The following is a 7,451-nucleotide window of genomic DNA, read 5'->3' as shown; positions in this document are numbered from 1 at the left end:
GCGTGACCGTCGGTGAGTTCGTGCCTGACGCGACGTTTTCCGTCCGTCGGTTTGACCATGACGATCCATTTGCCGCCACGATTGCGTATGGTGGGCATCGTTGTTGAGTGTGACAGAATTGTGACAAACGCGCGAGCTGCGACAGCGAAGAATCGACCGACAGTCAAAAGATGTAGGTAAATCCGTATCTTTCGCATTGCCCCGGCCGGGAGTCGAACCCGGACTTGAGGTTCCGGAGACCTCCGTGATGTCCTTTTCACTACCGGGGCGTGCTGAGACTCATGAGATATATCAGTCGCGATGGGGGGACAAGTAAGGCTGCTCGTTGATCCCGCCCTCGATCTGCGAAACGATCGCGCCATGCCATCGGAAAGCATTTCCAGCCGCGAGGAGTTGCGCGAGCAGTACAAGACTCCCGTCAACTTCAACGCTCGGGTCAGGCTGCACGGACGCTTCAGCACCAATCGCGGCGGGATGTTCCGCTTCGTCTTCGATCAGATGAAACTCCCTGCCGATGCGCGCGTCCTCGAACTCGGATCCGGCACGGCGCTTTTCTGGCGCGGCAACCAGGAGCGAATCCCTACCGGATGGCGCATCACGCTCTCTGATTATTCAGCCGGGATGCTCGACGACGTGCGGCGCACCGTCGCGTCGATCCCGCATCGGTTCACTTTCATGCAGATCGACGCGCAGTCGCTGCCTTTTCCAGATCGCTCCTTCGATGCAGTTATCGCCAACCACATGCTCTATCACGTGCCCGACATAGCGCGCGCGCTGAACGAGATTCGCCGCGTGCTCAAGCCGGGAAGCTGCTGTTATGCGGCAACGATGGGGCTCAACAACATGCGTGAATTCGACGAGCTGGCCCAGCGCTTCCTCGGCATCTCCACGAATCGCGCGGCGCGCCGGTTCGGCCTCGAAACCGGGCTCGAGCACATGCAGAAGGTTTTCCCGCACGTCGAAGTCCGCAAAATCGATGATGCTCTCAATGTCACCGAGGCGCAGCCGCTCATCGATTACATCGATTCGACGCGACTCGGTAAGCTCGCGAGCGAGGAGCAGAAGCGCGCATTCAAGGCATTCGCTGAGGCCGAAATTCGCGCGCACGGCGCGCTTCATTTCAAGAAGGACACCGGCGTTCTTATCGCCACGGCTTGATTGGCATGCCGAGCGGCGGGTTTTCGCATCTGTCACGATCAACTTCAGCTAGCGCGCTTTGACTCGCTAGTGGACTTCAATGTTGCCACGTGGTGTCGTTTCAGATTCCATATTTTCATGATTCTGATTGCCGCCGATGAACTGTTTCTTATTTCGTTGCAACCGCGCTTGAGCCAATATAATTACAATCGGTTGGAAAACTTGGCTTAAAGAAGGGTTCGACGTCCGGACAGTCATGACTCAATCAGAGACCGTAACTCTGCTTTTCAGCGACATCGTCAACTCGGCCGAGCATCTCGAGCGGGCCGGCGATGAGGCGGGGGAGCGGCTCTTCCATATTCAACATCGGCTGATGAGCGATGCGATCGAGGCCTCTGGCGGCAGGGAACTGCAATGGATGGGCGACGGCGTGCTCGCGTCGTTCGGCTCGACCGCGGACGCGGTGACCTGCGCGATGCGAATGCAGCAGGCGTCGCATAGCGCGCCGGAGGGGGCGAACTTTGCCCTGCGCGTCGGCCTTCACGTTGGTGAAGTGATTCGCCGTGAAGACGGATACTTCGGTACGACAATTGTGATCGCACGCCGGCTCTGCGACAAAGCGGACACCGGCCAGATCCTTTGCAGCCGCACGGTTGCGGAACTGCTCTCCGCGCGCAGCTCATTTGAGTTTCGCGACATCGGAAATCACATGCTCAAAGGAATCGCAGCGCCGGTCGGCGTGTGCGAGCTGATTTATGAGCTGACGAATCCGGCCGCGATGCTCAACCGGACGCCATTCGTCGGGCGCGAGCAGCAGATCAAATGGCTAGGTACGAAGCTCGACGATCTGATGAACGGACGCGGTGCGGTGACGATGCTGCGCGGCGAAGCCGGTATCGGCAAGACTCGCCTGCTCGAGGAGTTCAGCCAGATTGCCGCGACCAGCGGCGTCACCGTTTTGCGCGGCGCCTGCTACGACGGCGAATGGCAACGGCCCTACGGCCCATTCGCAGAAGCGATCACCGAGTATGCACGCAATTCCGATCGCTCCGAGCTCGCCGCCATAATCGGCAAGCGCGCGGGAGTGCTCGCCCGCATGGCACCGGTGCTGAACGATCTGATCGACGACGTCGCGACACCGGACGCAATTGGCGGCGAAGACGAGCAGTTCCGGCTCTATGATGCGGTCGCGCAGTTCTTCATCGGGATCACAGCCCATGCCCCGTTGGTCCTCATTCTTGACGATTTGCACTGGGCGGACCGCGGCGTTACTTCGATGCTGAATCATGTTGCGCATTTCACGCCGAAGTATCCGATCCTGGTCATCGGTGCGTATCGCGACGCCGAAGTGAACCGGCAGCATCCGCTTACCGCCGCGTTGGCGGCGATCAGCCGCCTTCGAGGCTTCGAGGCGGTGACGCTCAAGGGCCTCAAGGGCGAGGACGTAGCGGCCTTGCTCGAACGAATCGCCCATCAGGATGCACCGCAGGCGCTCACCAGCGCCCTCGGCCATGCGACCGAGGGTAATCCGCTCTTTCTGCGCGAGGTCCTCCTCAACCTGTTCGAGGAAGGCAAGATTCTTGTTGAAGGAAAGAGTTGGGCATCCAGTCTGAACGTTGATGAGCTGCGAATTCCGGAGGGCGTGCGCCAGGTTATCAACCAGCGACTCTCGCGCCTCTCAGAGAGTGCCAAAGAACTGCTTTCGGTTGCGTCGGCATTCAACGGATCGTTCTCGTTCGAGGTAGCCACGGCGACCGCCGGACTCGACGAGGACACCGCGCTGACCGCGATCGACGAAGCGCTGGAGGCGCAACTGCTGCGCGCGGGCGCCACGCACGATACATTCGATTTCACCCATTCGCTGCTGCGGCATACGTTGTACGCGAACCTGAACCCGGTGCGGCGCGCGCGGCTCCATCGCAGGATCGCCGAAGAAATGGAACGCGCGTGGGGCGAGCGCGCTGGACAGCACGCCGCGGAAGTCGCTTTCCACTTCTGGCGCGCTGCGGCCGCGAAGGGAACCGACAAGGGCGCGCAGTATGCGCTCGCCGCCGCGGATAACGCGGCCGCGTCGTACGCGCACGACGATGTTGCGACCTTCCTGCGAATCGCGCTCGATCTCCTGCCGCCGGTCGATCCGCGGCGGAGCCAGACCCTCGCGCGACTCAGCCAGGCTCTGACCTGGGCGCTCGATGCTGAAGCTGCGCTCACCACTGCTAACGAAGCCGGCGCGCTGATCCTGAAAACCGCGGGCCCCGATGCGGCGGCGGACTACTACGAGCAGACGGCGCGCGCGATGTACACTGCAGGACTGACGCGACCGGCCTGGCAGTTAGCTAAAGTGGGACTTCGATATATCGGCGCCCGGCGCGACATCACTTGGGCGAGTCTGACCGATATCGACATCAATCGCGCCGAGGGCGAGGACCCGAACGGCCCCGGCGTCGCGCTTGATAGCCCGGAGAGTCGGGCATTGGCGGAGGTCCTCCGCGCTTTGCCGCAGGAAGAAGTCGCGTCGCGCAATATCGAGTTGATACATCTTTCGCGCGAGCAACTTCTCGCCGATCCGGCCCCCGGTCCCCGCCTCGTCATGATGACCGGTGACTATCGTGTTGCCGAGGCTACTTGGCGCCAGCAGGCCAGCGAGAGTGAGCGCCGCGGCGCGATCGCGCACGCGGTCAGAGCGTGGGCGGGAGTCGCGCGATGCCAGAACATGATCGGCAATTTTCCCGAGGCTCAGGCGGCGTTCGATCACGCCACTGCGATGGCGGCGCGAATCGCGCGGCCGACGTTCGGGCGGCTGGCGCTCCACGCGGCACGCGTCGAAATGCATCTGGCAATGAACGAAGATATCAAGCAGCTGGTCGAGGACATCCGCAAGGCTTTCGGCGGTGGCGACGAGGAAATCCTCGATATGATCCAGGGCATGGGACCGGAAGGAAAATGGGGGATGTCGCTGGGCTTCGCCTACAGCGCGCGGTCATTCGCCGCGGCTGGTCAAAGCGAAATCGCGCTCAACTTCCTGAGCATGTTGCCAAATGCAATCGAGCGCGGCGCCCCCTGGGCTCTCAACTACGTTGGTACGATCTGCATGGCGGCCACGACGATCTGGTCGCTCAAGCGCACCGATTACATCGAGATAATCGAGCGCAACCTGCGCGAGAAAGTGCTCAAGCCGGATTTCCATTTTCCGATGAGCGATTCGCGGCTGTGTCTTGCCCGGCTCTGCGCGTTGCAAGGCCGCTACGACGAAGCATCGCAATGGTTCGACAAGTCGCGCGATTTTCTCGATACGCACGGCTCGCGCACGCTGCGCTCGATCGCCGATTACGACGAAGCCCTGATGTACCTGCGGCGCGGCGAAGCCGGCGATCCAATGCGCGCACTTTCGTTTCTGCACAAGGCGCACGATCAGTTCGAACAGCTTGGAATGAGCGGATGGATCAGAGCCACCGAGCGGCTGGCTTCGAGGCACTCTCTAAACCTGAATAACCTCTGATGAGCCTTCGATAGCCATCGCCCGCGACCTTCGCCGGCGGCGCAAGTCGAAGGAAAGGCTATTACCTGCAACGCTGACGAACTGAGCCATTTTACCGCCGTAAAAATGAGCCGCTGGCGAATGTGATCGGCGCGCGACTTCGCGATCGCATATACCGTGCGAATTTATATTAATTCAAATCTAGCCAGCTTAATTCATCGAGTTATTGACTTTGCCATCGCCCAGGGCATATCGGTTCGAAGTCGCTATCGACAATAAGGGTCGAGTGCGACCTAGCCATTTCGGCGTGTATTTCCCACCGCTCTGCTAGCCCAACCAGTTTGCCCAACTCCCGCTGCGGGGAGGTTGATGGTGGACAAACCCCTACGACTAAGGCTGGCCGCGATATCTGCAGTTGCGATCACATTCGCAGCCTTGACCATCCTGAGGCCGGCATCGGCGGCGAACTGCACCGCCTCGGATCGCAGCGTCACGGTCCAGAACAAATCGGGCAATACGATTTGGGTGGCAGCGCTGGGTACGACTCAAACCACGCTTCCCAACCCGCCAACGTGCACCAGCAACAGTCAATGCCAGGCGAACGAGTTCTGCGACCCGACGGTGGGCTTTTGTCGATCGGTGCCGATCGGCGGCACAGTCACTTACGACTCGTTGACGTGTGCCAGGAATCAGGACTGCACCAGCAGTGAATCTCCGATCTGCTATACCGGCACCGGCAAATGCGGCAGCCTTGCTGGCGACGGTAACGGCTTCGAGCTCAGCAATGGCGCTTCGAAAGATATATGCGTCCCTACGACCTGGGGCGGCAGAATGTGGGCGCGCACTGGCTGCAATTTCACGGAGCCCAGAGAGGGGCGCGCTCAAGACGAGCTGCGGCGGAAGCTGTCAAGGCCAAACTGTCACGGTGGGTTCGGCCTGCGCGACTACTGCCGATTGCAGGAATGCCTGCGTTGGCGGGAGGCACAACGGGAGTGAATGTACCGACAACTCTCAATGCCCAGGCGTATGCTCAGGGGGATCCGACGATGGCAAAGACTGTGCGACCGGCGCCAGCTGCGCGGCCCCCGGTATCTGTAACTTTGGAACCTGCGGCAAAGCGTTTTGCGCCTCGGGCGGCAGTTGCTGCGCGACTGGCTCGTGCGCGGGAGCGCAGCTCACCTGTTCGGGGGGCGCGAATGCCGGAAACACTTGTACGGATGGGGCGGACTGTCCAGCGGCCTGCGCGGGCGGCAAGAACAACGGTAAAACCTGCAGTACCGGTTCGGATTGTCCGGGCGTTTGCCCCAACGGTCCGAACGCAGGCGAGCAATGCGCGACGGACGCCAATTGTGGAGGCGGAGACTTCAAATGCAATACCGGCTCCTGCGCCAATCTAGGTACATGTGGCAGAAATACTTACTCTTTGTATTGCACCAGCGCGGGATTGGCGCCAGCCACGCTCGCTGAGCTGGCGCTGGCTGCGCCTGGAGTATGCTCTCTGGGCGGACCTTGTGGTCCGCCGTGCGAAAAAAAGGGCGGCACCTGTAGCGCGCCGAACCAGATGGCGGCGGCGAGTGATTTCATGGACGTGCAGTTAGGGATCGACGGCGGGAACTTACCCGTGGTCGTGACGCCGGTACACAACACCTACGAGGTTACCGCCAACTTGATCGGAGTGGATGTGCTTGACAGCTCGAGCTGCATTAACGCGAGCGACTGCTCTGCTAACGCCGCGCCATACAACCATCAATGCTTCAGCCCGACATCGTATCCGAAGTTGTTCGGCCCAGTCGGCGGAAAGTGCGCGGCTTCCTGTACTTCGGACAGCGAGTGCACCAAAACACCCTTCACCAAGTGCTTTAAAGCGCCGGCGCCCTTCGCGCCTCTATCGAGTGGAATCTGTATCAATCCGTGCACTTCGAATACTCAGTGCGCGAACGCCGTACCGTCTAAACCTGCCTATCCGGCTTGCGATGTAGCCGACGGCGCGTGCGTCAGTGCATACGAATGCACCAGTCCGGGGTGCAATGGCGCCACCGAGGACTGCGGCAAGGCGGGACCTCCGGGCGCGCCATACCTGCCCATTTGCCAATGGAAGTTGCTGGCGGAGAACAAATGCCCGCCCGATCTGCAGATTCGAGAATGCGTTGGGGGCACTCGTAAAGGAGCGCTGTGCGGCAACGACACGGATTGCGGCCAGGGAGGAACCTGCAGCAAGTACATCGGATGCGGCAGCGCCTGCTCGCAATGCCAACCTGAAGCCGGTGTCACCCAACCCCCAGGCCTTGCTTGCAAGGGTACGACTACGGTTCCATGGGCGCCCACCAATACCAACTTGTATTGCTGCACGCCGAGCAACTCGTGCTTCGATGCCGGAGCCAGCCCTCCTCCAACCGCGGAAACCTGCTGTGGTTATGCGCTTTGGGCGAGGTGTGTGGGTGGCGATCATCCCGGAAATATCTGCGGCACCGACGCGGATTGCGGTACCGGAACATGTACCGGTGTCAAACTGCCGCAGGGCCAAGCGACCCCAGCCTTCGGGTCAGCCGTGGGCAGTGGCACGTGGCTCGGTCAGGCAGAGCCGATAGATGTTGAATTCAAGAACGATTGCCCGACCGCGTATAGCTATCAATACGACGATTCGACCAGCACCTTCGTCTGCGGCGGCGTGAGCGGTACTAGCTCGGCACCAATCAAGCCCAGCGTCAGCACGGCGTACACGATAACTTTTCTAAACCCGGCCGGCACAACAGGAGTGAGTCAATTATTCCACTAGAGTGTTAATGGAGCTTAAGCGCCCTCCGGCGGCGCACGTCGCGGGCGGGGTGATGTAGGA

At 60.8% G+C, this 7,451-nt stretch carries 2 protein-coding genes and 1 tRNA gene; 2 read left to right on the top strand and 1 reads right to left on the bottom strand.

Going from position 1 to position 7,451, the window contains the following annotated elements:
• Positions 1 to 197: 197 nt before the first annotated feature.
• Positions 198 to 269, bottom strand: a tRNA-Arg gene (locus tag VMA09_11950).
• 91 nt (positions 270 to 360) lie between these two features.
• Between VMA09_11950 and VMA09_11945 the strand changes: the two genes are divergently transcribed.
• Together VMA09_11945 and VMA09_11940 are read left to right on the top strand one after the other, a co-directional pair.
• Complete coding sequence (locus VMA09_11945; GenBank protein HUA34311.1) at positions 361 to 1,158, top strand: class I SAM-dependent methyltransferase; 798 nt, start codon at positions 361 to 363, stop codon at positions 1,156 to 1,158.
• 235 nt (positions 1,159 to 1,393) lie between these two features.
• A complete protein-coding gene (locus VMA09_11940) occupies positions 1,394 to 4,636 on the top strand; it encodes an AAA family ATPase (protein HUA34310.1) in 3,243 nt (1,080 codons plus the stop codon).
• Positions 4,637 to 7,451 lie beyond the last annotated feature (2,815 nt).

The organism is Candidatus Binataceae bacterium (genome assembly GCA_035508495.1).
Lineage (GTDB): Bacteria > Desulfobacterota > Binatia > Binatales > Binataceae > JASHPB01.
The sequence above is the reverse complement of the archived record's forward strand: the minus strand, read 5'-3'. Positions and strand labels throughout refer to the sequence as shown.

What these genes read in the sequence shown, in the direction of transcription:
- VMA09_11945 (HUA34311.1), top strand. Translation starts at nt 361, where the DNA reads ATGCCATCGGAAAGCATTTCCAGCCGCGAGGAGTTGCGCGAGCAGTAC.
- VMA09_11940 (HUA34310.1), top strand. Translation starts at nt 1,394, where the DNA reads ATGACTCAATCAGAGACCGTAACTCTGCTTTTCAGCGACATCGTCAAC.